The organism is Vogesella sp. AC12 (assembly GCF_024437575.1).
Lineage (GTDB): Bacteria > Pseudomonadota > Gammaproteobacteria > Burkholderiales > Chromobacteriaceae > Vogesella > Vogesella indigofera.
Genome location: NZ_JANFNU010000004.1, coordinates 208,273 through 232,484 on the forward strand (window position 1 = coordinate 208,273; position 24,212 = coordinate 232,484).

Annotated in this window: 20 protein-coding genes and 1 tRNA gene; 14 read left to right on the plus strand and 7 right to left on the minus strand. The window is 62.8% G+C overall.

Features of this window, described 5'->3' with window-relative positions:
• The first annotated feature begins 4 nt into the window (after positions 1 to 4).
• Together NOM55_RS09135 and crcB are read left to right on the plus strand one after the other, a co-directional pair.
• Positions 5 to 80: transfer RNA gene (locus tag NOM55_RS09135), tRNA-Asn, on the plus strand.
• Positions 81 to 150: 70 nt separating this feature from the next.
• Positions 151 to 528 carry a fluoride efflux transporter CrcB gene (gene crcB / locus NOM55_RS09140; protein ID WP_255908331.1) on the plus strand — a complete coding sequence of 126 codons (378 nt, stop codon included), beginning with the start codon at positions 151 to 153 and terminating at the stop codon, positions 526 to 528.
• Between the two features lie 124 nt (positions 529 to 652).
• Here crcB and alaS read toward each other — a convergent pair whose 3' ends face one another.
• The 3 genes from alaS to recA all read right to left on the minus strand — a co-directional run bounded on the left by alaS (position 653) and on the right by recA (position 4,921).
• Positions 653 to 3,283, minus strand: a complete 2,631-nt coding sequence (gene alaS / locus NOM55_RS09145; RefSeq protein WP_255908332.1) for an alanine--tRNA ligase — start codon at positions 3,281 to 3,283, stop codon at positions 653 to 655.
• A gap of 118 nt (positions 3,284 to 3,401) precedes the next feature.
• Positions 3,402 to 3,857 carry a recombination regulator RecX gene (gene recX, locus NOM55_RS09150; protein ID WP_255908333.1) on the minus strand — a complete coding sequence of 152 codons (456 nt, stop codon included), beginning with the start codon at positions 3,855 to 3,857 and terminating at the stop codon, positions 3,402 to 3,404.
• Positions 3,857 to 4,921: a recombinase RecA gene (recA, locus tag NOM55_RS09155; protein ID WP_047967069.1), complete on the minus strand. Its 1,065-nt coding sequence runs from the start codon at positions 4,919 to 4,921 to the stop codon at positions 3,857 to 3,859. The genes recX and recA overlap by 1 nt, the downstream gene beginning before the upstream one ends.
• A gap of 241 nt (positions 4,922 to 5,162) precedes the next feature.
• Here recA and hrcA point away from each other — a divergent pair, with 241 nt between their 5' ends.
• The 5 genes from hrcA (at position 5,163) to recR (ending at position 10,242) form a co-directional block, all read left to right on the plus strand.
• The gene (gene hrcA, locus NOM55_RS09160; protein ID WP_047967068.1) at positions 5,163 to 6,179 is read left to right on the plus strand and encodes a heat-inducible transcriptional repressor HrcA; all 1,017 of its coding nucleotides are present in this window, start codon (positions 5,163 to 5,165) and stop codon (positions 6,177 to 6,179) included.
• Between the two features lie 47 nt (positions 6,180 to 6,226).
• Positions 6,227 to 7,243, plus strand: coding sequence for a lytic murein transglycosylase B (mltB, locus tag NOM55_RS09165; RefSeq protein WP_255908334.1), 1,017 nt, complete (start codon positions 6,227 to 6,229; stop codon positions 7,241 to 7,243).
• A gap of 30 nt (positions 7,244 to 7,273) precedes the next feature.
• Entirely contained in the window at positions 7,274 to 9,223 is a 1,950-nt protein-coding gene (gene dnaX, locus NOM55_RS09170; RefSeq protein WP_255908335.1) for a DNA polymerase III subunit gamma/tau, read from the plus strand.
• 4 nt (positions 9,224 to 9,227) lie between these two features.
• Entirely contained in the window at positions 9,228 to 9,566 is a 339-nt protein-coding gene (locus tag NOM55_RS09175) for a YbaB/EbfC family nucleoid-associated protein (RefSeq protein WP_047967065.1), read from the plus strand.
• Positions 9,567 to 9,642: 76 nt separating this feature from the next.
• Positions 9,643 to 10,242 (plus strand): recombination mediator RecR, encoded by a 600-nt coding sequence (gene recR, locus NOM55_RS09180; RefSeq protein WP_047967064.1) that lies wholly within the window; start codon positions 9,643 to 9,645, stop codon positions 10,240 to 10,242.
• 215 nt (positions 10,243 to 10,457) lie between these two features.
• On the opposite strand, the gene dapE is transcribed toward recR, so the two are convergent.
• The 4 genes from dapE to NOM55_RS09200 all read right to left on the minus strand — a co-directional run bounded on the left by dapE (position 10,458) and on the right by NOM55_RS09200 (position 14,865).
• On the minus strand, positions 10,458 to 11,585 hold the full coding sequence (dapE, locus tag NOM55_RS09185; protein ID WP_255908336.1) for a succinyl-diaminopimelate desuccinylase: 1,128 nt from the start codon (positions 11,583 to 11,585) through the stop codon (positions 10,458 to 10,460).
• The gene (locus NOM55_RS09190; RefSeq protein WP_255908337.1) at positions 11,582 to 11,932 is read right to left on the minus strand and encodes an ArsC family reductase; all 351 of its coding nucleotides are present in this window, start codon (positions 11,930 to 11,932) and stop codon (positions 11,582 to 11,584) included. Before NOM55_RS09190 ends, dapE begins: the two co-directional genes overlap by 4 nt.
• Before the next feature lie 25 nt (positions 11,933 to 11,957).
• Positions 11,958 to 13,079 carry a PilT/PilU family type 4a pilus ATPase gene (locus tag NOM55_RS09195; protein ID WP_255908338.1) on the minus strand — a complete coding sequence of 374 codons (1,122 nt, stop codon included), beginning with the start codon at positions 13,077 to 13,079 and terminating at the stop codon, positions 11,958 to 11,960.
• A 127-nt stretch (positions 13,080 to 13,206) separates the two neighbouring features.
• Complete coding sequence (locus tag NOM55_RS09200) at positions 13,207 to 14,865, minus strand: long-chain-fatty-acid--CoA ligase (RefSeq protein ID WP_255908339.1); 1,659 nt, start codon at positions 14,863 to 14,865, stop codon at positions 13,207 to 13,209.
• 277 nt (positions 14,866 to 15,142) lie between these two features.
• Between NOM55_RS09200 and rimP the strand changes: the two genes are divergently transcribed.
• From rimP to pnp, 7 genes are all read left to right on the plus strand, one after another.
• Positions 15,143 to 15,571 carry a ribosome maturation factor RimP gene (rimP, locus tag NOM55_RS09205; protein ID WP_047967078.1) on the plus strand — a complete coding sequence of 143 codons (429 nt, stop codon included), beginning with the start codon at positions 15,143 to 15,145 and terminating at the stop codon, positions 15,569 to 15,571.
• Positions 15,572 to 15,625: 54 nt separating this feature from the next.
• Positions 15,626 to 17,104, plus strand: a complete 1,479-nt coding sequence (gene nusA, locus NOM55_RS09210; RefSeq protein ID WP_047967059.1) for a transcription termination factor NusA — start codon at positions 15,626 to 15,628, stop codon at positions 17,102 to 17,104.
• Between the two features lie 36 nt (positions 17,105 to 17,140).
• Positions 17,141 to 20,077, plus strand: coding sequence for a translation initiation factor IF-2 (infB, locus tag NOM55_RS09215; protein WP_255908340.1), 2,937 nt, complete (start codon positions 17,141 to 17,143; stop codon positions 20,075 to 20,077).
• Between the two features lie 81 nt (positions 20,078 to 20,158).
• Positions 20,159 to 20,626, plus strand: coding sequence for a 30S ribosome-binding factor RbfA (gene rbfA, locus NOM55_RS09220; RefSeq protein ID WP_255908341.1), 468 nt, complete (start codon positions 20,159 to 20,161; stop codon positions 20,624 to 20,626).
• A complete protein-coding gene (gene truB / locus NOM55_RS09225) occupies positions 20,623 to 21,549 on the plus strand; it encodes a tRNA pseudouridine(55) synthase TruB (RefSeq protein ID WP_255908342.1) in 927 nt (308 codons plus the stop codon). Before rbfA ends, truB begins: the two co-directional genes overlap by 4 nt.
• 72 nt (positions 21,550 to 21,621) lie before the next feature.
• Positions 21,622 to 21,891: a 30S ribosomal protein S15 gene (rpsO, locus tag NOM55_RS09230; RefSeq protein ID WP_047967077.1), complete on the plus strand. Its 270-nt coding sequence runs from the start codon at positions 21,622 to 21,624 to the stop codon at positions 21,889 to 21,891.
• 164 nt (positions 21,892 to 22,055) lie between these two features.
• A complete protein-coding gene (gene pnp, locus NOM55_RS09235) occupies positions 22,056 to 24,203 on the plus strand; it encodes a polyribonucleotide nucleotidyltransferase (RefSeq protein ID WP_255908343.1) in 2,148 nt (715 codons plus the stop codon).
• Positions 24,204 to 24,212: the final 9 nt, after the last annotated feature.

Genomic DNA, 24,212 nt, shown 5'->3' on the forward strand with positions numbered 1-24,212 from the left:
ATGTTCCCTGATAGCTCAGTCGGTAGAGCGACGGACTGTTAATCCGCAGGTCCCTGGTTCGAGTCCAGGTCGGGGAGCCAGCCAAATCAAAAACCCGCCTTCCGGCGGGTTTTTTGTTTAGCATGTGGCAGCGGCAATGGAGGAGACGGGATGATCAAGTCGGTAGTGGCGATTGCCAGTGGAGCGGTGCTGGGGGCCTTGCTGCGCTGGAGCTTTGCGGCGCAACTCAACCGTCTGTTCCCGGCCATTCCGCCGGGTACGGTGGTTGCCAACTGGCTGGGCGCGTATCTGGTGGGGCTGATCGCCGGGCTGTTCGTGGCCAATCCGCACTGGCTGCCGGAGTGGCGGCTGTTCATCTTCACCGGTTTTCTCGGCGCACTGACCACGTTTTCCACCTTCTCGCTGGAGGTGGTGTCCTTGCTGCAATTGCAGCGTTATGGCGCCGCACTGCTGGCGGTGTCGCTGCACCTGTTCGGCTCGCTGCTGCTGACCATTGCCGGCTTCGCCACCGCGCGCTGGCTAGGCTAGGGCGCTCTGCCATCGCAACCCTGTTGTCAGGGTGATCGGCCCTGACCCGCACCATGCTGGCGGCGATGGTACATAAAGAAAGCCCACCTCGGAAGGTGGGCTTTTTGTTTGCCGCTGGCGTGACTTACTTGGCGGCCAGCCAGTCCTTGGCACTGGCGATGGCCGCGCTCAGGTTTTCCGGCTGGGTGCCGCCGGCCTGGGCCATGTCCGGACGGCCGCCACCCTTGCCACCAACCTGCTGTGCCAGATGGTTGACCAGCTCGCCGGCCTTGAAGCGGCCGGTCAGGTCCTTGGTGACGCCGGCAATCAGCGCCACCTTGCCGTCGGACTTGCTGCCCAAGGCAATCACGGCAGAGCCGAGCTTGTCCTTCAGCTTGTCGAGCAGGTCGCGCAGCGCGGCGCTGTCGGCGCCGTCCAGCTCGGCGGCCAGCAGCTTGACGCCGTTCACCTCGATGGCCTGTTCCGCCAGGCTGTCACCGGCGGAGGCCGCCAGCTTGCCCTTGGCGGCGGCCAGCTCCTTCTCCAGTGCCTTCAGTTCGCTTTGCAGCGCGCCGATCTTGCTGAGCACCTCGTCGCTGGTCTGCGCCTTGAGGTTGGCCGCAGCGCTCTTCAGCAGGCTGTCCTGGGCCTGGACGTAGGCGACCGCGCCTTCGCCGGTCACCGCTTCGATACGGCGCACGCCGGCAGCGACGCCGCCTTCGGCCACGATCTTGAAGAAGCCGATATCACCGGTACGGTTGACGTGGGTGCCGCCGCACAGTTCGGCGGAGAAGTCGCCCATCTGCAGCACGCGCACTTCGTCACCGTATTTCTCGCCGAACAGCGCCATGGCGCCGGCACGGATGGCGTCGTCGTAGCCCATCAGGCTGGCCTTCACTTCGTGGTTGGCCGCCACCACGTGGTTGACCACGCGTTCGATTTCGGCGATTTCTTCGGCACTGAGTGGCTGGCCGTGGGCGAAGTCGAAACGGGTGCGTTCGGCGTTGACCAGCGAGCCTTTCTGCGCGACGTGGTTGCCCAGTACCTTGCGCAGCGCGGCGTGCAGCAGGTGCGTGGCCGAGTGGTTGCGCGCGGTAGCCAGGCGCTTGTGCAGGTCGATGGTGGCCTGCACGGTATCGCCGATATTGAGGCTGCCTTTGGCGAGGCGGCCGGTGTGGCCGAATACCGCCGACTTGATCTTCTGGGTGTCGTTGACGTCGAACAGGGCGCCCACGCCACCGGCGGCGGAGATCTCGCCGATGTCACCGACCTGGCCACCGCCCTCGGCGTAGAACGCGGTGTTGTCCAGCACCACGATGCCTTCATCGCCAGCGGCCAACGTTTGCACCGGCTCGGTACCCTTGTACAGCGCGATCACCTTGGCATCGACGCTGTGGTTGCTGTAGCCGTGGAAGCTGGTATCGGCGCCATCGTAGCTGACGCTGCCGGCGACCTTGAATGCGGATGCGGCGCGGGCACGGGTGCGCTGTTCTTCCATCGCGCGCTCGAAACCGGCCATGTCGACTTCGATATGGCGCTCGCGGCAGATGTCGGCGGTCAGGTCGACAGGGAAGCCGAAGGTGTCGTACAGCTTGAACACGGTGTCGCCGTCCATCGCGGTCTTGCCGCCTTGCAGCGCGGCATCGACCAGCGCCATGCCGGTTTCCAGCGTTTCGGCAAACTTGATTTCTTCCTGGCGCAGCGCGTCCTCGATCACTGCCTGTTTCTGGCGCAGCTCGGGGTAGGCGTCGCCCATCTCGGCCACCAGGTCGGCGACGATCTTGTGGAAGAACAGGCCTTTCTGGCCCAGCTTGTAGCCGTGGCGGATGGCGCGGCGTGCGATGCGGCGCAGCACGTAGCCGCGGCCGTCGCTGGACGGCAGGATGCCGTCGGCGATCATGAACGAGCAGGCACGGATGTGGTCGGCGATCACTTTCAGCGACGGCACGCTCTGGCTGTATTCGATGCCGGTTTCGCGCGCGGCGGCACGCACCAGGCATGCGAGGGCGTCGGTTTCGTAGTTGGATTTCACGTGCTGCAGCACGGTGGACAGGCGCTCCAGACCCATACCGGTATCCACCGACGGCTTTGGCAGCGGGTGCAGGGTGCCGCTCTCGTCACGGTTGAACTGCATGAACACGTTGTTCCAGATTTCCATGAAGCGGTCGCCGTCTTCGTCCGGGCTGCCCGGTGGGCCGCCGGCGACTTCTTCGCCGTGGTCATAGAAAATCTCGGTACAAGGGCCGCACGGGCCGGTGTCGCCCATGGTCCAGAAGTTGTCGGACGCGTACGGTGCACCCTTGTTGTCGCCGATGCGGATAATCTTGTCCGCCGGCAGGCCGACGGTTTTATGCCAGATGTCGTAGGCTTCGTCGTCGCTGGCGTAGACGGTCACCATCAGCTTGTCTTTCGGCAGTGCCAGCCATTGCTCGCCGGTGAGGAATTCCCAGGCGTAGGTGATGGCATCCTGCTTGAAGTAGTCGCCGAAGCTGAAGTTGCCCAGCATTTCGAAGAAGGTGTGGTGACGCGCGGTGTAGCCGACGTTTTCCAGGTCGTTGTGTTTGCCGCCGGCGCGCAGGCACTTCTGGCTGGTGGTGGCGCGGGTGTAGTCGCGCTTTTCGAAGCCGAGGAACAGGTCCTTGAACTGCACCATGCCGGCCACGGTGAACATCAGGGTCGGGTCGTTGCCGGGGATCAGGCTGCTGGAGGCAACCACCTGATGGTTTTTCGAGGCAAAGAAGTCGAGGAACTTCTGGCGGATTTCAGCTGTTTTCATGGTGATTGGTCAGTATCTTCAGTGAATTCGGGTTGCGGCCAACCTTGCGGTGGCGCGGTGCAAAAAGTGATGCCCGATTGTGGCAAGCGTGGCCGGTGCTGGCAAGTGCCGCTGCCGCTCATTCGTCGTCAATGTCACGGCTGGCGCCGCGCAGGATGCGCTGGATGATGTCCATGTCGAAGCCGCGGCTGGCGAGAAAGCGCATCTGCTTCAGCCGCTCCTGCTGGTCGGCCGGCGGCCGGCCGAACTTGCGCTGCCAGATGGCGCGCGCGGTGGCCAGATCGTCCTGCTGGGCCAGCGCGGTCTGGATGGTGTCGCGGTCGATGCCGCGTTCGCGCATTTCCTGCGCCAGGCGGCGGCTGCCGTACTTGTGGCCGCGGCTATTGGCAAACTGCTCGGCAAAGCGGCTGTCCGATTGCCAGTGGTTGGCCGCCAGCTGTTCCAGCAGCGCGTCGACCTCTTCTTCGCTGTCGGCAAACGGCGCGAGCCGCCGCTTCAGTTCCAGCCGCGAGTACTCGCGGCGGGACAGAAGATCGACGGCTCGCGCCTTCAGGCTTTTTTCAGTGCCGGCCATCAGGCATCAAAGGTGTCGTCGAGCAGCTCTTCTTCGTCTGCCGCGTCATCCTTGTTGGCGACTACCTGGACGCCGACGGTTTCGCGGATCTTGCGCTCGATTTCCTTGGCGATCTCCGGATTGTCCTTCAGCCACTGGCGGGTGTTGTCCTTGCCCTGGCCGATTTTCTGGCCGTTGTAGGCATACCAGGCGCCGGACTTGCTGATGAAGTCGTGCTCGACGCCCATGTCGATGATTTCGCCTTCGCGCGAGATGCCTTCGCCGTAGAAGATGTCGAACACCGCCTGCTTGAATGGTGGCGACACCTTGTTCTTCACTACCTTGACGCGGGTCTCGTTGCCGATGACCTCTTCGCCCTTCTTGATGCCGCCGATGCGGCGGATGTCCATGCGCACCGAGGCGTAGAACTTCAGCGCGTTACCGCCGGTGGTGGTTTCCGGGCTGCCGAACATCACGCCGATCTTCATGCGGATCTGGTTGATGAAGATCACCAGCGTGTTGGTGCGCTTGATGTTGCCGGTCAGCTTGCGCAGTGCCTGCGACATCAGGCGTGCCTGCAGGCCGACGTGGCTGTCGCCCATTTCGCCTTCGATTTCCGCCTTCGGCACCAGTGCCGCCACCGAGTCGACCACGATGATGTCGACGCCGCCGGAGCGCACCAGCATGTCGCAGATTTCCAGTGCCTGTTCGCCGGTATCCGGCTGCGAGATCAGCATCTCGTCGACCTTGACGCCCAGCTTTTGCGCGTAGGATGGGTCGAGCGCGTTTTCTGCGTCGATATAGGCGCAGGTGCCGCCCAGCTTCTGCGCCTCGGCGACCACTTGCAGACACAGCGTGGTCTTGCCGGACGATTCCGGACCGTAGATTTCCACCACGCGGCCACGCGGCAAGCCGCCAACGCCCAAGGCGAGGTCAAGGCCGAGCGAACCGGTGCTGATCACCTGCAGGTTTTCATGCACCTGGTTGTCGCTCATGCGCATGATCGAGCCTTTGCCGAACTGCTTTTCGATCTGGGCCAGTGCTGCGCTCAGGGCCTTGCTCTTGTCTTCGGAACGCTCCGCCATGCTTGCTCCATTCATTCAACGGTGTGGTGTAAGGGATTGGGTTTGATTATGTACGTTTTCATCCGGCGTGCCAAATAAAAGCGACAGGCAACGATGCGTGCGCGCCACAAGGGCAGGGACGCGCGGGATATCAAGCGCAGGATTATCGCACAAAACCCCCGGCGGCCAAGCTTGCTTCTGGCATAGCCGGCGGTGCAAGTAATGCTTTTGGCGGCAAGCCAAGCTGTGCCAGAATGGCTGCATGTTGAATGAACGTACGCAACGCCTGCTCAAGGTGCTGGTCGAGCGCTATATCGCCGACGGCCAGCCGGTCGCCTCGAAAACGTTGGCCGCAGTCTCCGGTCTGGAGCTGTCGCCGGCTTCCATCCGCAACATGCTGGCGGACCTGGAGGCGATGGGCCTGATTGCGTCGCCGCATACCTCGGCCGGACGGGTGCCGACGCAGCGCGGCTACCGCCTGTTCGTCGATCGCCTGATCACCATCCAGCCGCTGGCGGCGCCGATGGTGCAGGAGCTGCGCCACAACCTGCAGCCGGACAGCCCGCAGCGCGTGCTGCAGGCGGCGTCGCAGATGCTGTCGGAGCTGACCCAGTTTGCCGGCGTGGTGATGACGCCGCAGCGCCCGGACGGTGCCTTCCGCCAGATCGAGTTTTTGCGCCTGTCCGAGCGGCGGGTGCTGCTGATTCTGGTGACGCTGGAAGGCGATGTGCGCAACCACCTGTTCAACACCCCGCGCGATTACAGCGGCAGCGAGCTGATCGAGGCCGCCAATTTCCTCAACCAGCACTACGCCGGCCAGGCGCTGGCCGGAGTGGTCGACCGCATGGAGCAGGAGCTGACCTGCCTGCAGGGCGACATCTCCGGGCTGATGACGGAGGCGATCCGTTTCGGCCGCGAGAGCCTGAGCAGCGACGAGGTGATGGTGTCCGGCGAGGGCAAGCTGCTGTGCGCCAACGACTTCGGCGGCGACCTGCAGCGCCTGCGCGAGCTGTTCGATACCTTCCAGCGCAAGACCGAGCTGCTGCAGCTGCTGGAGCAGAGCCGGCAGGCGCCGGGCGTGAACCTGTTCATCGGCGACGAGTCTGGTGTGGTGACGCTGGACGACTGCAGCGTGGTGATCGCGCCGTACCGGATGGGCGGCCAGGTGGTCGGCACCCTCGGCGTGGTCGGTCCGACGCGCATGGCCTACGAGCGGGTGATCCCCATCGTCGACATCACCGCGCGGCTGGTCTCCAGCGCACTCAATTTCAACGACTAGAATTCAATCACCGGCCGCCTTGCGGCCAACCTTTTGACGGATCCGCCATGTCTTTTCTGCCCAAGATGCTGTTGTCCCTGCTGGTGCTGTGCGCCGCGCTGGCCCGTGCCGATGCCGCCTTTCTGGCGCGGCCGGACGTGCAGCGCTACATCGACGAACAGGTCGCCGCCGGTGCGCTGACGCGGCCGGAGCTGGAGGCAGTGTTCGCCAATGTCGAACTCAAGCCGAACATCATCAACATCATGGACCGGCCGTCCACCGCGCGGCCGTGGTACCAGTTCCGTCCCAACTTCTACAGCGAGCGGCTGATGGGCGAGGGCGTGGCGTTCTGGCAGGCCAACGAGGACGCGCTGCGCCGTGCCGAGCAGCAATACCATGTCGCGCCGGAAATGATCGTCGCCATCATCGGCATCGAGACCCGCTACGGCGGCAACACTGGCAGCTTCCGCCTCGCCGATGCGCTGTCCACGCTGGCCTTCGACTACCCGCGCCGCGCCGCGTTCTTCCGCGACGAGCTGACCGAGCTGCTGCTGCTGGCGCGCAGCGAGAACGTCAATGCCTTGTCACTGAAGGGCAGCTACGCCGGGGCGATGGGCCTGCCGCAGTTCATGCCGTCCAGCTTCCGCAAGTGGGCGGTGGATTTCGACGGTGACGGCCATCGCGACATCTGGAGCAACCGCGTTGACGCCATCGGCAGCGTCGGCAACTACTTCCAGCTGCACGGCTGGCTGGGCGGCGACGACGTGGTGGTGCCGGCCGAGGTGGCGCCGGGCGAGGCGCTGGACAAGCTGCTGGCCGACAAATTCAACCTGCACTACAGCGTGGCCGAGCTGCGCGCGATGGGCGTGTCGCCGCTGGCGCCGGTGCGTGACGACGCCAAGGCGGTGCTGTTCGCACTGGAAGTGGCGCCGGGCGAGACGCGCTACTGGCTGGGACTCAATAATTTCTACACCATCACCCGCTACAACAAGAGCACGCTGTACGCGATGGTGGCGCACGAGCTGGCGCAGGAAATCCGCAACCGCTACCTGGCGGCGCGTTTTGCCGCGACGCCTGCTCCCTGAATCGGGCGCAAACTGCTAGAATCGCCCGCCATGACCTATCAAGTTCTCGCCCGCAAATGGCGCCCCAAACGCTTCGCCGATCTGGTCGGCCAGGAGCACGTGGTGCGCGCGCTCAGCAATGCGCTGAAAGAATCGCGCCTGCACCACGCCTACCTGCTGACCGGTACCCGCGGTGTGGGCAAGACCACCATTGCCCGCATCCTGGCCAAGAGTCTGAACTGCGAAACCGGCACCACCGCCGAGCCGTGCGGCGTGTGCCAGGCCTGCACCCAGATTGACGCCGGCCGCTTTGTCGACCTGCTGGAGATCGACGCCGCGTCCAATACCGGCATCGACAACATCCGCGAAGTGCTGGAAAACGCGCAGTACACGCCGACCATGGGCCGCTTCAAGGTCTACATCATCGACGAAGTGCACATGCTGTCCAAGAGTGCCTTCAACGCGATGCTGAAGACGCTGGAAGAGCCGCCGGCGCACGTCAAGTTCATCCTCGCCACCACCGACCCGCAAAAAGTGCCGGTCACGGTGCTGTCGCGCTGCCTGCAGTTCAGCCTGCGCAACATGACGCCGCAGCAGGTGGCTGGCCATCTGGCGCACGTGCTGGATACCGAAGGCGTGAGCTTTGAGGCACCGGCGCTGGCGCTGCTCGGTCGTGCCGCCGCCGGTTCGATGCGCGATGCGCTGTCGCTGCTGGACCAGGCCATCGCCTACGGTGTCGGCGACGTGCGCGAAGACGGCGTGCGCGCGATGCTGGGCGCGGTCGACCAGCGCTACCTGTTTGCCCTGCTGGAGGCGCTGGCCGATGCCGATGGCGCGCGCCTGATGCAGGAAGTGGAAGCACTGGTGGCTCGCGGTATCGGTTTCGACAGCGCGCTGGCGGAGCTGGCGATGCTGCTGCACCAGCTGGCGCTGGCGCAGACGGTGCCGGACGCCATCGCCGCCGACGAGCCGGAGCGTGACGCGCTGTTTGCCCTTGCGCAGCGCCTGGGCGCCGAGGACGTACAGCTTTACTACCAGATCGCGCTGCATGGCCGTCGCGATCTGGCGCTGGCACCGGACGAACACGCCGGCTTCAGCATGACCATGCTGCGCATGCTGGCCTTCCATCCGGCACAGGGCGGTGCCGAGGTGGCGCCGCGTGCCGCCACACAGAACCGCCCGGCGCCGGGCGCGCCACAGCCTGCGGCCAACCTGGCGCCGGCAGCGGCGGCGCCATCGCCGGCGCGCGCGCTGCTGGCCAATATCGGCGGCAAGTCGGCGGTGACGCCGCCTGCCGCCGCCGAGCCGCTGCCGGCGGCAGAATCGGAGCCCGAGCCCGCCCCCGCGGCGGCGCTTGCCGTCGCGCCGCCAGCGGCTGACACCGCACCACCACCGCCGGCCGATCTGGCGCCGTGGCATGAGGCACCGGTGGCGCCGTCTGCGGCAGCGACCGCGCCGATGCTGGCGGAGGCCGACGAGGTTGACGCGACCGATACGGTCGACGACGAGATGGTCGAGCTGCCGGCAGTCGGCGACGCCGACGGCGAACTGGCCGAGTACGCGCTGCTGCAGGCGGAGGCCGACGCCACGCCGGCGGAGCCGGCGGTCATCGCCTTTGATGGCGACTGGTCGGCGCTGATCGGCCAGCTGGGCGCCAAAATGGGCGCCGCGCGCATGCTGGCGCAGAACGCCGCGCTGAAACTGTGGGACGGCGAGGTGTTCCACCTCGCGGTGCCGGAGGCGTTCCGCAATATGGCGGGGCGCGATTTTCAGGACAAACTGCGCACGGTGCTGGGTGAGCACTTGGGCCGTGCGGTACAGATCAGCGTGTCGATCGAGACGCTGGATGTGGAAACCCCGGCGATGCGGGATGCCCGCTTCAAGCGCGAGCAGCTGGCCGAGGCCAGGCTGATCATGCAAAACGATAAGGTGGTACAGCAACTCGTGCAGGAAATGGGCGCGACCTTGCTGGCCGAGACGATACAACCCGTTCAGGAGTAAGACGATGTTTGGTAAAGCCGGAATCGCGGGTCTGATGAAACAGGCCCAGCAAATGCAGGAAAACATGAAAAAGGCGCAGGAAGAACTGGCCAAGGTCGAGATCGAGGGCCAGTCCGGCGCCGGTCTGGTCAAGGTGGTGATGACCTGCAACCACGACGTGAAGCGCGTCAGCATCGACGACAGCCTGCTGGACGATGCCAAGGAAGACAAGGAAATGCTGGAAGACCTGATCGCCGCCGCCTTCAACGACGCCAGCCGCAAGGCCGACGCGCTGTCGCAGGAGCGCATGTCCGGCTTTACCGCCGGCATGAACCTGCCGGCCGGGATGAAGCTGCCGTTCTGAGTCATGCCCCGACAAAGGTTGGCCGCAAGCCGTGCGTGCTTGCGGCCAACCTTTTTTGTGATCAACAGGTTCTGTCATGAAAAATCCACCGTCCCTCGATCAACTGATCGCCGCGCTGAAGGTATTGCCCGGCGTCGGCCCCAAGTCGGCACAGCGCATGGCCTTTCATCTGCTGCAACGCGACAAGGCCGGCGCCGACAAGCTGGCGCGGGCACTGGATCGGGCGCTGCTCAATCTGCGCCACTGTGAGCGCTGCCACACCTTCAGCGAGACGCCGCTGTGCAATGTCTGCGCCGACGACAAGCGCCGCCAGGAGGTGCTGTGCGTGGTGGAGATGCCGGCCGACCTGCTGATGCTGGAGCAGACCCGCTGCTACGACGGTCTCTACTTCGTGCTGATGGGGCGGCTGTCGCCGATGGACGGAGTCGGTCCCAAGGACATCGACCTGGAGCGGCTGATCGCGCGCGCCTGTGACGGCGTGGTGGCCGAGGTGATCGTGGCCACCAACTTTACCGCCGAAGGCGAGGTCACCGCGCACCTGATCGCGGAAATGCTGAAGGCGCAGGGGCTGAAGGTGACGCGCATCGCGCGCGGCATGCCGGTCGGCGGCGAGCTGGAGTATGTCGATCCGGGCACGCTGGCGCAGGCGATGTACGAGCGGCGCACGCTGAGCTGAGCGCTTGCCAACCATGAAAAAGCCGCCCGATCCGGGCGGCTTTTTTGCGGCCAACCTTGGACCTGGCCGAGCAGCTGTGTAGCCCGGATAAGCGTAGCGCATCAGGGGAAGGTTTGAGTGAGTGAAAAAGCCGCACCTTGTGGTGCGGCTTTTTGTTGGCTTGCGTGGCCCCGGATGCGCCTGTGGCTTATTCGGGCTACGAGGTGGTGATGTCGTCAACCCAGCAGCTTGTGCAGGGTCTTCTCGTACACCTGCGACAGCGGCTCGATGTCGTCGACGCTGACGCACTCGTTCAGCTTGTGGATGCTGGCGTTGATGGGGCCGAATTCCACCAGCTCGCGTGCGATGCGCTTGATGAAGCGGCCGTCGGAGGTGCCGCCGGTGGTGTTCAGCTCCGGCTCCACCCCGGCAACCTCGTGGATCGCGCTGCTGATGGCGTCGGTCAGCGCGCCCGGCGCGGTCAGGAACGGGTTGCCGGACAGCAGCCAGTGCAACTCGTAGGCCAGACCGTGCTGGTCCAGGATCTGGTGCACGCGGTCCTTCAGCGTCTCCGCGGTGTGTTCGGTGGAGAAGCGGAAGTTGAACTTGATGTCGCAGCTGCCGGGGATGATGTTGGTGGCACCGGTGCCAGCATGGATGTTGGAAATCTGCCAGCTGGTCGGCGGGAAGTACTCGTTGCCGTGATCCCATACCTCGGCGGCCAGTGCCGCCAGCGCCGGTGCCGCCAGGTGCACCGGGTTCTTGGCCAGGTGCGGGTAGGCGATATGGCCCTGGATGCCGTGCACGATCAGGTGGCCGGACAGCGAGCCGCGGCGGCCGTTCTTGATGGTGTCGCCGAATTGCTGCGACGAGGTCGGCTCGCCGACGATGCAGTAGTCGATCACGTCGCCGCGTGCTTCCAGCGCATCGACCACGCGCACGGTGCCGTCGGTGGCGATGCCTTCCTCGTCGGAGGTGATCAGGAAGGCGAGGGTGCCCTTGTGTTGCGGGTTGCCCGTGACAAAGCGTTCGCTGGCGGTGATGAAGGCGGCCAGTGACGCCTTCATGTCGGCGGCGCCGCGTCCGAACAGGTGGCCGTTGCGGATCACCGGCTGGAACGGGTGGCTTTCCCACTGGTCGACCGGGCCGGTGGGCACCACGTCGGTGTGGCCGGCAAAGCACAGCAGCGGGGCGCCGTGGCCGCGATGGGCCCAGAAGTTGCTGACGTCACCGAACGGCATGCGCTCGATGGTGAAGCCGAGGTCTTCCAGGCGCGCGATCATCAGTTCCTGGCAGCCTTCGTCACGCGGGGTGATCGAGTCCAGGGCGATCAGGGTCCGGGTCAGTTCCAGGGTTGCGCTCATTTGCCGAATGCCTCCTGGTAGTCGGCTTCCTTGAAGCCGAGGTGCAGCTTGCCGTTGTGCTCCAGCACCGGGCGCTTGATCAGCGACGGCTTGCAGATCAGCAGGTCGATGGCGCTGGCCGGAATGGTCGCCAGTGCCTTTTCGGCCTCACTGAGCGCGCGCCAGGTGGTGCCCTTGCGGTTGATCACCTGCTCAAGGCCGAGGCTGTCTATCCATTGCGCCAGCTTGTCGGCGGCGATGCCCTGCTTCTTGAAGTCGTGAAAGGCGTAGTCAATGCCCTGCGCGCTGAGCCATTGGCGGGCTTTTTTGACGGTGTCGCAGTTGGGAATGCCGTAAAGGGTAATCATGGTGGGTGTAATCGTCGGCTGTGGTTCAGTGGGATAGGGTAAAGCCGGCAAAGCTTTCGCCGTCTTCCGGCTTGCTGTCTTCCGGCTTGCTGTTGTCGTGGTTGATCAGCCAGTACAGGTTGGTCGGCGAGTCGGCGTTGTGCAGCGCCTCTTCCAGCGAGATCAGGCCGTCCCTGTACAGGCGGAACAGCGACTGTTCGAAAGTCTGCGCGCCCTCGGTCATGCTGGCCTCGATGGCCTCCTTGATCTTGTCGATCTCGCCGTTGCGGATCAGGTCGGCAATGTGCGAGGTGTTGATCAGCACCTCCAGTGCCGGGCGGCGCTTGCCGTCGCTGGCGGGGATCAGCCGTTGCGAGATCACCGCCTTCAGCGCGGCCGACAGATCCATCAGCAGCGCGCTGCGGTTTTCCAGCGGGAAGAAGCTGATGATGCGGTTCAGCGCGTGGTAGCTGTTGTTGCCGTGCAGGGTGGAGATGCACAGGTGGCCGGATTGCGCGTAGTTGATGGCGTGGGTCAGTGTTTCGGCGTCGCGGATCTCGCCGATCATCAGCACGTCGGGCGCCTCGCGCATCGCACTTTTCAGCGCGTTCTGGTAGCTGTGGGTGTCGACGCCGATTTCGCGCTGGTTCACCAGCGAGCGCTTGTGTTCGAAGATGAATTCGATCGGGTCTTCCACGGTCAGGATGTGGCCGGTCTGCGTCTGGTTGCGCTGTTCGATCATCGCCGCCACCGTCGAGCTCTTGCCGGAACCGGTGGCGCCGACGACAAAGATCAGGCCGCGCTTGAGCGAGGTCAGCTCCTTCAGTGTTTCCGGCAGGTTGAGCTGGCCCAGCGACGGAATCTTCGGCGCGATGTAACGGATGACGATGCCGATGCTGCCGCGCTGGCGGAAGATGTTGACGCGGTAGTTACCCAGCTCGTCCACCGCGGTGCCGAAGTTCATCTCCAGCTCGCGTTCGAATTCGTCGATCTGCTCCGGGCTCATCAGGCTGTGGGCGAGGCGCTGCACGTTGTCCGCGCTCAGCGGCTTGTCGTTGACCGGCAGGGTGTGGCCGTCGATCTTGATCTGCGGCGGGGCGCCGCAGCTGAAAAACAGGTCGCTGGCCTTCTTGTCGGCCATCAGTTTCAGGAACGGGAGCATGAGCATGGTTGCGGGTTGCCTTGTGGTCGCCTCGGGTGGCGCTAGTCTAGCCCGAATGGTAGCCGGCTGTAGAGGGCCCTGCCATGAAAAAACCCGCCTGGCGGCGGGTTTGTCGGTGACGGGTGCGAGGGCGTCAGGCGCGCAGCGCGCGGCGCAGGATCTTGCCGACGTTGGTTTTCGGCAGCTCGTTGCGGAACTCGACCGCCTTGGGCACCTTGTAGCCGGTCAGGTTGGTCTTGCAGTGCTCGATGATGTCCTTCTCGTTGAGGCTCATGTCCTTGCGTACCACGAAGACCTTGACCACCTCGCCGGACTTGTCGTCGGGGACGCCGACGCAGGCCACTTCCAGTACCCCCGGGTGCATCGCCACCACGTCCTCGATCTCGTTCGGGTACACGTTGAAGCCGGATACCAGGATCATGTCCTTCTTGCGGTCGACCAGCTTCACGAAGCCGTCGTCGGTGATCACGGCGACATCGCCGGTGGCGAGGAAGCCCTGGCTGTCGATGACCTTGGCGGTCTCGTCCGGTCGGTTCCAGTAGCCTTTCATCACCTGCGGGCCGCGAATGCACAGCTCGCCGGCCTCGCCGCACGCCACCGGCTTGCCGTCGTTGTCACGCAGCTCGATCTCGGTGGACGGGACAGGTACGCCAATGGTGCCGTTGTATTCCTTCAGGTCCAGCGGGTTGATGCAGGCGGCAGGGCTGGTTTCGGTCAGGCCGTAGGCTTCGATCAGCGGCGTGCCGGTGACCTGTTTCCACTTTTCCGCCACCGCCTTCTGCACCGCCATGCCGCCGCCCAGCGCCAGGCGCCAGGTGGAAAAGTCGACGGTCTTGAAGTCCGGATGGTTGAGCAGTGCGTTGAACAGGGTGTTGACCCCGGTCATCGCGGTGACTTTGTACTTCTTCAGCTCCTTGATGAAGCCGGGGATGTCGCGCGGGTTGGTGATCAGCACGTTGAGGGCGCCCAGCTCGGTAAACACCATCAGGTTCGCGGTCAGCGAGAAGATGTGGTATAGCGGCAAGGCGGTGATGATGATTTCCTGGCCTTCGCGTACCACCGGTTTCACCCATTCGCCGGCCTGCAGCATGTTGGCGACGATGTTCTTGTGCAGCAGCATCGCACCCTTGGCGACGCCGGTAGTGCCACCGGTGTACTGCAGGAAGGCGATGTCGTCATGGCCGAGGGCGACCTTGCGCAGCGGCTGCTTGCTGCCCAGTGCCAGCGTGTCGTTGAAACGGGTGTGGCCCGGCAAGTGCCACGGCGGCACCATTTTCTTGATCTTGCGCACCACGAAATTGACGATCAGCGACTTGGGGAAGCCGAGCATGTCGCCGATGGCGGCAATCACCACGTTTTTCACCGGCGTGCGCGCAATCACGTCTTCCAGTACGCCGGCAAAGTTCTCCAGGATAACGATGGTGTCGACGCCGGCATCCTTGAGCTGGTGTTCCAGCTCGCGCGGGGTGTACAGCGGGTTGACGTTGACCACGGTGCAGCCGGCGCGCAGGATGCCGAACACCGCCACCGGATACTGCAGCAGGTTGGGCATCATGATGGCGACGCGGGCGCCCTTGGTTAGCTGCAGGGTATTTTGCAGATAGGAGGCAAAATTGGCCGACAGGGTGTCCAGCTCGCCGTAGCTCAAGATTTTGTCCATGCACGCCATGGCCGGGCGGTCGCGGAATTTGTTGACGCTGCGCTCAAAAACCTCGACGACCGACTGGAATTCGTTGATGTCGATCTCGTGGGCAACACCGGCTTGGTAGTTTTTTAGCCAGATTTTTTCCATAACGTGTGGCTTCTCCATCGTGCTGTTTATGCGATGCCGCAGCCGAGCCCCTCGGTGCGGTGTGTTGTATCTATCTTTATTTAGCATTATTCAAAGCTGCATTCCAAACGCTCGTTCGGAATCATTGCAAATGTACAGGATGTCACTGCAAGTGCAAAGCGCGGGCTCCGGCGTGCACTTGGTGCATTGGTTTTCATCTGTCGTGAAATCAGGTATAATCGCGCCATTTTAAGGGATGGGCGGTTCGCCCATTTTTCATTTCTGGAATCGAATGCCCATGGATGTACGTTTGCTGCTTGAGAATACGCTGCCCGGTCTGGGGTATGAACTGGTTGATTTTGAATTGACCCCCGGTGGTGGTTTTCGCGTATTCATCGACAAGCCGGGCGGCATTACGGTCGAGGATTGTGTCAGCACCAGTAATCACCTGACACGTCTGTTCATGGTTGAAAACATCGACTATGACCGACTGGAAGTGTCCTCGCCGGGTCTTGATCGCCCCTTGAAAAAGGAGGCGGATTATGTGCGCTTCCAGGGGAGCCTGGCCAAGGTAAGAACCCGTTTGCCGGTCGAGCAGCAGAAGCGTTTCATGGGCCGTATCGCGGGCATCCAGGACAGCGTCTTGCAGCTTCAGCTCGAAGATGGTCGCATTGTGGCCATTCCCCTGTCCAATATCGACAAAGCCAGGCTGGAGCCTGAGTTCTGATCGGGCAGGATGTTGGCCGCATATATAAGGTAAAGAAAAAATTCGGAGGGTTGGATGAGTCGTGAAATCTTGTTGCTGGTGGATGCACTGGCAAGTGAAAAGAACGTCAGCCGTGAAGTGGTATTCGGTGCGCTGGAACTGGCCCTGGCCTCGGCGACCAAGAAGAAGTTCAATGAAGATGAGCTGGATATTCGTGTCGAGATCGATCGCCATACCGGTCAGTACCATACTTTCCGTCGCTGGACCGTGGTCGATGCCGAAGCGCTGGAATTCGAAGATCGCGAACTGAGCCTGGAAGAAGCGCGCGAGCGTGATCCTGCCATCGAGCTGCATGGCGTGATCGAAGAACCGATGGAAGCGGTCGAGTTCGGCCGTATCGGTGCCCAGGCCGCCAAGCAGGTCATCCTGCAGAAAATCCGTGATGCCGAGCGCGAGCAGCTGCTGAACGAATTCCTGCAGCGCCGCGAGAGCATCGTGGTCGGTACCATCAAGCGTATCGAGCGCGGTAATGCCATCGTCGAGTGCGGTCGTCTGGAAGCGGTGCTGCCGCGTGACCAGATGATCCCCAAGGAAAACCTGCGTGTCGGTGACCGCGTCAAGGCCTACCTGATGCGTGTTGACCGCCAGGGCCGTGGCCCGCAGCTGATCCTGTCGCGTACTGCGCGCGAATTCCTGGTTCAGCTGTTCGAGCTGGAAGTGCCGGAAATCGAAGAAGGCACGCTGGAGATCAAGGAAGCTGCACGTGATCCTGGCCTGCGTGCCAAGATGGCGGTGAAATCCAACGACGCGCGTCTTGATCCGCAGGGTACCTGCATCGGCATGCGCGGTTCGCGCGTGCAGGCGGTGACCCAGGAACTGGCGGGCGAGCGCATCGATATCGTGCTGTGGTCGCCGGATCCTGCCCAGTTCGTCATCAACGCCTTGTCGCCTGCCGAAGTCAATCGCATCATGATTGACGAAGACAACCACAATATGGACGTGGTGGTGGAAGAAGAGCAGCTGGCACTGGCCATCGGTCGCAGCGGCCAGAACGTGAAGCTGGCTGCCGAATTGACCGGCTGGGGCCTGAACATCCTGACCGTGACCGAAGCGGAAGAAAAGCATCTGGAAGAAGATGCCAAGCTGCGCGAACACTTCATTCAGCATCTTGGTGTCGATGAAGACATGGCCAACCTGCTGGTGCAGGAAGGTTTTGCTACGCTGGAAGAAGTGGCGTATGTGCCAGTGGCGGAAATGCTGGAAATCGAAGGTTTCGACGATGCGCTGGTGAATGAACTGCGCAGCCGGGCCCGCGATGCCATCCTGACCCTGGCCATTGCCTCGGAAGAAAAAGTGGAAGAAGTGGCCGACGAGCTCAAGGATCTGGAAGGTATGGATGCCGAGCTCTTGCGCAAGCTGGCCGAAAACGGCGTGACTAACCGTGACGACCTGGCCGATCTCGCCGTTGACGATCTGGTCGACATGACCGGCATGGAGTCCGAGGCTGCCCGCGCCTTGATTATGAAGGCTCGTGAGCACTGGTTTGACCAGTAAGGCCCGGAACGATTGCTAGAGGAATTAGGAATACGCATGGTTTTGACAAATATTAAGCAGTTTGCCAGTGAGCTTGGCCTTTCTCCTGAAAGGCTCGTTGAGCAGTTGAACAAGGCCGGTGTCGCCAAGCGCGGCCTGGAAGAAACCCTGACCGAGGGTGACAAGAAGCGTTTGCTGGACTTCCTGAAAACCTCGCACGGTGCGCGCGACGGTAATCAGGTGACCTTGACCCGCAAACAGACTTCCGAAGTGCAGAGCGCAACGGGTAGCACGGTGAAGGTGGAAACCCGCAAGAAGCGCGTGTTCGTGCGTCCGGAAGACGAGGCACCGAAGGCGGTTGCTGCGCCAGTGGAAGCGGCGCCGGTAGCGGTTGCCGCACCAGTGGTGGAAGCCAAGCCCGAGCCAGTCGTGGTTGCCGAGCCAGCCAAAGTGGAAGCGGCGAAGCCGGTAGAAGCCAAGCCGGTTGCTGCCAAAGCGGAAAAGCCTGCCGAAAAAGCACCGGAAGCCAAGGTGGAGGCCAAGCCTGCCGCTGCGGAAACTCCGGCAGCGCCAGTGAAACAGCCGACGCTCAGCCGTCCGGCATCGATCCTGTCTGACGCCGAACTGGCCTCCCGCGCAGCGGAAGAGGCTCGTCAGGCCGAATTCCGTGCCCGTCAGCAAGCGCTGATGCGTGAAAAGCAGGAGCGTGAAGCCCGCCGTACCGCCGCCCGTCTGGAAGCCGCAGCGCCAGCGCCGGTCGCCAAGCCGGCACCGGTGGAAGCCAAGCCTGCCGCGCGTACTGAAGACATGCCACGTTCGGCCAAGCCAACCCAGCCGCGCATGCAGCCTGCTGCTGGTGGCCGTGACGGCGCCGCGCCGCGTCCCGACGGTGCCCGTCCGCAAGGCGGTCAGCGTCCTGCCGGTGCCGGTGGTCAGCGCCCGGGTCAGGGTGGCGCAGGCCGTCCTGCCGGTGCTGGTGCCCGTCCGGCACCCGGTGCCGCTCCGTCGCGTCCGGCTGCGCCTGGCGCACCTGCCGCCGCTCCGGCGCCAGCCGGTGATGCCCGTCGCGGTCCGGCGAAAAAAGGTGGTGCCGGTGGTCGTGACTGGAATGACGGCAAAAAAGGCAAAGGCCTGAAAACCCGCGGTGGCGATGCCAGCAATGACTGGAAGAGCCGCAAGGGTGGCAAGCACAAGAACAGCAACAACGCCCACGCCTTCCAGGCGCCAACCGAGCCTATCGTGCACGAAGTGCTGGTGCCGGAAACCATCACCGTTGGTGACCTCGCTCACAAGATGGCGGTGAAGGCTGCCGAAGTGATCAAGGTGCTGATGAAGATGGGCATGATGGTGACCATCAACCAGGTGCTGGACCAGGAAACCGCGCTGATCATCGTGGAAGAAATGGGCCACGTCGGCAAGGCCGCTCAGGCGGACGATCCGGAAGCGTACCTGGACAAGGATGAAGTGGCGGAAGCCGTCGAAGCGCTGCCGCGTCCGCCGGTGGTGACCGTGATGGGTCACGTTGACCACGGTAAGACCTCCTTGCTCGACTACATCCGTCGCGCCAAGGTTGCTTCCGGCGAAGCCGGTGGCATTACCCAGCACATCGGTGCCTACCACGTGGAAACTCCACGCGGCGTGGTGACCTTCCTCGATACCCCGGGTCACGAAGCGTTTACCGCAATGCGTGCCCGTGGTGCCAAGGCGACCGACATCGTGATTCTGGTGGTGGCTGCCGACGACGGTGTGATGCCACAGACCATTGAAGCGATTCACCATGCCAAAGCGGCCGGTGTGCCGATCGTGGTGGCGGTGAACAAGATCGACAAGCCTGAGGCCAACGTCGAGCGCCTGCGTCAGGAACTGGTTGCCCACGAAGTGGTGCCGGAAGACTGGGGTGGTGACACCATGTTTGTCGAAGTGTCGGCAAAAACCGGTCAGGGCATCGACTCGCTGCTGGAAAGCATCCTGTTGCAAGCCGAAGTGCTGGAACTGACCTCGCCGGTCAATGCGCCGGCCAAGGGCGTCATCGTCGAAGCGCGTCTGGACAAGGGCCGCGGCCCGGTATCCACGCTGCTGATTCAGTCCGGTACCCTGAAGAAGGGCGACGTGATTCTGGCTGGCACTGCCTTTGGTCGTGTTCGTGCCATGATCGACGAAAACGGCAAGCTGATCGACGAAGCCGGTCCATCGATTCCGGTGGAAATCCTGGGCCTGTCCGATGTGCCTTCCGCTGGCGAAGACGCGATGGTGCTGACCGACGAGCGCAAGGCGCGTGAAATTGCGCTGTTCCGTGCCGGCAAGTACCGTGACGTGCGCCTGGCCAAGCAGCAGGCCGCCAAGCTGGAAAACATGTTTGCCCAGATGGCGGAAGGCGAAGTGCAGAGCATGTCGCTGATCATCAAGGCCGACGTGCAGGGTTCTTACGAAGCGCTGGCGCACAGCCTGCAGAAACTGTCGACCGACGAAGTGCGTGTCAACATCCTGCACTCCGGCGTGGGTGGCATTTCCGAATCCGACATCAACCTGGCGATTGCGTCCAAGGCCATCGTGGTCGGCTTCAACGCCCGTGCCGATGCCGCTGCGCGCAAACTGGCGGAGAGCGAAGGCGTCGAGATCCGCTACTACAACATCATTTACGATGTGGTGGACGACGTGAAGGCTGCCATGTCTGGCATGCTGGCACCGGAGAAGAAGGAGCAGATCCTGGGTACCGTCGAGATCCGTCAGGTGATTTCGGTGTCCAAGGTGGGCAACATCGCCGGTTGTATGGTGACCGACGGCATCATCAAGCGTTCGGCCAGCGTGCGCCTCATCCGTCACAACGTGGTGGTGCATACCGGCGAACTCGACTCGCTCAAGCGCTTCAAGGACGACGTCAAGGAAGTGCGTCAGGGGTACGAGTGTGGCCTGATGCTGAAGAACTTCAACGACATCCAGGAAGGCGATCAGCTGGAAGCGTTCGAGATCGTGGAAGTCGCCCGTACTCTGTAAGTGTTAAGCTGCAGGCGAGCGTTGTCCCGGCCACTGGCTGGGCAGCGCTCGCCTTTGTCTTTCTGGAACAGGACACAAGACATGGCAAAAGCCAAAAAAGGTTTCTCCCGCTCGGATCGCATCGCCGAGCAAATCCAGCGCGAGCTGGCCGAGCTGATCCGCAAGGGTCTGAAGGACCCGCGCGTCGGCTGGGTCACCATCACCGCGGTGGAAGTGACCCGCGACTACTCCCACGCCAAGGTGTTTTACACGGTGATGGAAGAGGGCAAGCGCGAGATCACCCAGGAGGCGCTGGAGAGTGCCGCCGGTTATCTGCGCAACGGCATCGGCAAGGTGTTGCAGATTTTCACCACGCCGCAGCTGCACTTCATCTATGACGATTCCATCGAGCGTGGCGTGTACATGAGCCGCCTGATCGATGAGGTCAACGGCACGGCGGTGACGGTGGTCCAGGACGCGGACAGCGACGCGGACGAACCGGTGGCGGACGAAGCCGAAGGCGACGAGCCGATCGACGACGCGGATGACGAGGCTGGCGACAAGGCATGAGTGCACCACGTCGGGTGAAATTGCCGATCAACGGCGTGCTGCTGCTGGACAAGCCTTACGACGTCAGCTCCAACGGAGCCCTGCAAAAGGCGCGCTGGCTGTACAGCGCCGCCAAGGCCGGGCATACCGGCGTGCTCGATCCGCTGGCGACCGGCCTGCTACCGGTGTGCTTCGGCGAGGCGACCAAGTTTTCGTCCTATCTGCTGGATGCCGACAAGGGCTACCGTGCCACCGTCAAGTTCGGCCAGGTCACCACCACCGGTGACATCGAGGGCGAGGTGGTCATCGAGCGGCCGGTGACGTTTGACCGCGCGGCGCTGGAGCAAACGTTGGCCGCATTCCGCGGCGTGATTACCCAGGTGCCGCCGATGTATTCGGCGCTGAAATTCCAGGGGCGGCCGCTGTACGAGTATGCGCGCGAAGGCATCGAGATCGAGCGTGCCGGGCGCGAGGTCAGCATTCATCGCATCGAGCTGCTGTCGTTTGACGGTGTCGATACCGCGGTGATCGAGGTGCTGTGCAGCAAGGGCACCTATATCCGTACCCTGGCACAGGATGTGGGCGAGCGGCTCGGTTGCGGCGCGCACCTCACCGGCCTGCGCCGTACCACCACCGGCGGTTTCCGCCTGGAAGACGCGCATACGTTGGAAGCCATCGAGGCACTGCCGCGCGAGGCGCGCGACGGCTTGCTGCTGCCGGTCGATATCCTGGTGTCGCATTTCCCCGAACAAACGTTGGCCGCAGAAGACGCACGCCGTTTTTGTCACGGTCAGGCCGTGCGCGGTGCCCAAAACTGTGCGACAATACAGCGCTTTCGTGTTTACCAAGCGCAGACACGGGAGTTTCTCGGACTGGCGGATGCAAGCGAAGATGGCTTGCTTCAACCGGTACGGGTAATGGTTGCTCCGGCAACCGCCTTGTGAAGTGTGGATGGGTTTCGGCTCGCTACACTTGTCGGGTGGCAACACCCTAAACCGATATCGGAGTTTATTATTATGGCAATGACCGCCGCTCAAAAAGCACAGATCGTTAAAGACTACCAGCGCCAGGAAGGCGACACCGGTTCTACCGAAGTTCAGGTAGCGCTGCTGACCGCTCGTATCAACGATCTGACCCCGCACTTCAAAGCGAACACCAAGGATCATCACAGCCGTCGCGGCCTGCTGAAACTGGTTAGCTCCCGTCGTCGTCTGCTTGACTACCTCAAGCGCACTGACGTCGCTGGCTACCGCGCTCTGATCGCTCGTCTGGGTCTGCGTAAGTAATCGGTTTAAATTCGAAAAAGTCGCAGCCTGTCTGCGACTTTTTCGTTTCTGCAGTATCTTATTGAGTCAACGGGGGGAGCCTCTAGGAATCGGTATCGGTTACGGTGTTGATTGCTAGGGGTTCCCGTTGCAAGTTCTATTCCTTAAATCAAAGGAAACCTCACGTGTTTAATAAAGTTACCAAATCGTTCCAGTACGGTCGCCACACCGTGACCCTGGAAACCGGCGAAGTTGCCCGTCAGGCATCCGGTGCCGTTGTCGTTACTGTTGAAGATACCGTGGTACTGGTATCGGTTGTCGGCTCCAAGAACGTCAAGCCGGGCCAGGACTTCTTCCCGCTGACCGTGGACTACCTGGAGCGTACCTACGCTGCCGGCAAGATCCCGGGCGGCTTCTTCAAGCGTGAAGGCAAGCAGTCGGAAAAAGAAATCCTGACCTGCCGCCTGATCGACCGTCCGATCCGTCCGCTGTTCCCGGAAGGCTTCTACCACGACGTGCAGATCGTGGCTACCGTGATGTCGCTGAACCCGGAAGTGGATTCCGACATCCCGGCGATGATCGGTGCTTCCGCCGCTCTGGCGATCTCCGGCCTGCCGTTCAACGGCCCGATCGGCGCCGCCCGCGTTGGCTACGCCAACGGCGAGTACATCCTGAACCCGACCAAGACCGAGCTGGAAACTTCGGAAATGGATCTGGTCGTTGCCGGTACCCAGCGTGCGGTACTGATGGTGGAGTCCGAAGCCAAGGAACTGTCCGAAGCGATCATGCTCGGCGGCGTGGTATTCGGCCACGAGCAGCTGCAAGCAGCGATCAACGCCATCAACGAATTCGCTGACGAAGTGAACCCGGTGATGTGGGACTGGACCGCACCGGCCCAGAACGACGAGCTGATCGGCAAGATCCGCGACATCTCCGGTGAAATGATTGCCAACGCCTTCCGCATCCGCCAGAAAGGCGCCCGTTCCGAAGCACTGGGCGCCGCTTGGTCCGCCGTGAAGAGCGCACTGATCAACGAAGACACCGACACCCTGCTGGCCAACGAGATCAAGGGCATCTTCAAGTCGCTGGAAGCCGAAATCGTGCGTGGCCAGATCCTGGCCGGTGAACCGCGTATAGACGGTCGCGACACCCGCACCGTGCGTCCGATCGCCATCCGCACCGGCGTGCTGCCGCGTGTACACGGCTCCGCGCTGTTCACCCGTGGCGAAACCCAGGCCATCGTGACCACCACGCTGGGCACCAAGCGTGACGAGCAGATCATCGACGCGCTGGCCGGTGAGTACACCGACCGCTTCATGCTGCACTACAACTTCCCGCCGTACTCCACCGGTGAAGCCGGCCGCATGGGCCCGCCGAAGCGTCGTGAAATCGGTCACGGCCGTCTGGCCAAGCGCGCGCTGGCACAGGTGCTGCCATCGGAAGCCGACTTCGGCTACTCCATGCGTATCGTGTCGGAAATCACCGAATCCAACGGCTCCTCGTCGATGGCTTCGGTATGCGGCGGCTGCCTGTCGCTGCTGTCCGCCGGTGTGCCGCTGAAGGCGCACGTGGCCGGTATCGCCATGGGCCTGATCCTGGAAGGCAACCGCTTCGCGGTGCTGACCGACATCCTGGGTGACGAAGACCACCTCGGCGACATGGACTTCAAGGTTGCCGGTACCGCTGCCGGTATCACCGCGCTGCAGATGGACATCAAGATCCAGGGCATAACCAAGGACATCATGCAGATCGCGCTGGAGCAGGCCAAGGAAGGCCGTATCCACATCCTCGGTCACATGAAAGAGGCGATCGAAGGCCCGCAAGAGCTGTCGACCCACGCACCACGCCTGTACGTGATGAAGATCAACCCGGAGAAAATCCGTGAAGTGATCGGCAAGGGCGGCGAAACCATCCGCGCCATCACCAAGGACACCGGTTGCGAGATCAATATCGGCGAAGACGGCACCATCACCATCGCTTCGGTTTCGACCGAGAGCGCGGAAGCGGCCAAGAAGCGCATCGAAGAGATCACTGCCGAAGTGGAAGTGGGCAAGGTCTACGAAGGTCCGGTCGTGAAGATCCTCGACAACAACGTCGGCGCCATCGTCTCGATCATGCCGGGCAAGGATGGTCTGGTACACATTTCGCAGATCGCCCACGAGCGCATCAAGAACGTGGCCGACTACCTGCAGGAAGGCCAGATCGTGAAAGTGAAAGCGATCGAGATGGACGACCGCGGTCGCGTGCGTCTGTCGATCAAGGCGCTGCTGGACAATCCGGCTGCCGCTCCGGCCAGCGGTGACGCTGCCTTCGGCCTGAAAACCGGCGCCTAAGCCCGTACC

Excerpts from the sequence above, each read along its gene's own strand:
- rimP (WP_047967078.1), top strand. The coding sequence starts at position 15,143 with ATGGATGTACGTTTGCTGCTTGAGAATACGCTGCCCGGTCTGGGGTAT.
- rbfA (WP_255908341.1), top strand. The coding sequence starts at position 20,159 with ATGGCAAAAGCCAAAAAAGGTTTCTCCCGCTCGGATCGCATCGCCGAG.
- alaS (WP_255908332.1), bottom strand. The coding sequence starts at position 3,283 with ATGAAAACAGCTGAAATCCGCCAGAAGTTCCTCGACTTCTTTGCCTCG.
- dapE (WP_255908336.1), bottom strand. The coding sequence starts at position 11,585 with ATGAGCGCAACCCTGGAACTGACCCGGACCCTGATCGCCCTGGACTCG.
- mltB (WP_255908334.1), top strand. The coding sequence starts at position 6,227 with ATGTCTTTTCTGCCCAAGATGCTGTTGTCCCTGCTGGTGCTGTGCGCC.
- NOM55_RS09175 (WP_047967065.1), top strand. The coding sequence starts at position 9,228 with ATGTTTGGTAAAGCCGGAATCGCGGGTCTGATGAAACAGGCCCAGCAA.
- nusA (WP_047967059.1), top strand. The coding sequence starts at position 15,626 with ATGAGTCGTGAAATCTTGTTGCTGGTGGATGCACTGGCAAGTGAAAAG.
- recA (WP_047967069.1), bottom strand. The coding sequence starts at position 4,921 with ATGGCGGAGCGTTCCGAAGACAAGAGCAAGGCCCTGAGCGCAGCACTG.
- rpsO (WP_047967077.1), top strand. The coding sequence starts at position 21,622 with ATGGCAATGACCGCCGCTCAAAAAGCACAGATCGTTAAAGACTACCAG.
- hrcA (WP_047967068.1), top strand. The coding sequence starts at position 5,163 with ATGTTGAATGAACGTACGCAACGCCTGCTCAAGGTGCTGGTCGAGCGC.
- dnaX (WP_255908335.1), top strand. The coding sequence starts at position 7,274 with ATGACCTATCAAGTTCTCGCCCGCAAATGGCGCCCCAAACGCTTCGCC.
- infB (WP_255908340.1), top strand. The coding sequence starts at position 17,141 with ATGGTTTTGACAAATATTAAGCAGTTTGCCAGTGAGCTTGGCCTTTCT.
- truB (WP_255908342.1), top strand. The coding sequence starts at position 20,623 with ATGAGTGCACCACGTCGGGTGAAATTGCCGATCAACGGCGTGCTGCTG.
- NOM55_RS09190 (WP_255908337.1), bottom strand. The coding sequence starts at position 11,932 with ATGATTACCCTTTACGGCATTCCCAACTGCGACACCGTCAAAAAAGCC.
- recX (WP_255908333.1), bottom strand. The coding sequence starts at position 3,857 with ATGGCCGGCACTGAAAAAAGCCTGAAGGCGCGAGCCGTCGATCTTCTG.
- recR (WP_047967064.1), top strand. The coding sequence starts at position 9,643 with ATGAAAAATCCACCGTCCCTCGATCAACTGATCGCCGCGCTGAAGGTA.
- crcB (WP_255908331.1), top strand. The coding sequence starts at position 151 with ATGATCAAGTCGGTAGTGGCGATTGCCAGTGGAGCGGTGCTGGGGGCC.
- NOM55_RS09200 (WP_255908339.1), bottom strand. The coding sequence starts at position 14,865 with ATGGAAAAAATCTGGCTAAAAAACTACCAAGCCGGTGTTGCCCACGAG.
- NOM55_RS09195 (WP_255908338.1), bottom strand. The coding sequence starts at position 13,079 with ATGCTCATGCTCCCGTTCCTGAAACTGATGGCCGACAAGAAGGCCAGC.